Origin of the sequence: Legionella gratiana, assembly GCF_001467695.1 — a bacterium.
GTDB lineage: Bacteria > Pseudomonadota > Gammaproteobacteria > Legionellales > Legionellaceae > Legionella > Legionella gratiana.
On sequence record NZ_LNYE01000030.1, the window covers coordinates 1 to 233 of the forward strand.

The window sequence follows — 233 nt, forward strand, 5'->3', positions numbered from 1 at the left end:
AAGTAACCGATTTATCAGGCCGCAAATTTACCAATATTAGTGGATTTGAATATTGTTTGTGGGCTTTAGATAAGCATATGTGGACGAAGATGCTTGATTGTTTACCAAAAACAGAAGAAGGTGAAAAAATCAAGGTAGTATTAAGGACACAATATCAAAGGATAAAAGAAACCGGTGTAACCTATGAACATCATGGTGTCATCACGCAAACGCCAGAAAAGCATTTTGATTTT

1 pseudogene is annotated in these 233 nt (G+C 35.2%); it reads left to right on the top strand.

Features of this window, described 5'->3' with window-relative positions:
• Positions 1 to 233: pseudogene (locus Lgra_RS18085) on the top strand (F-box protein); the annotation flags it as partial.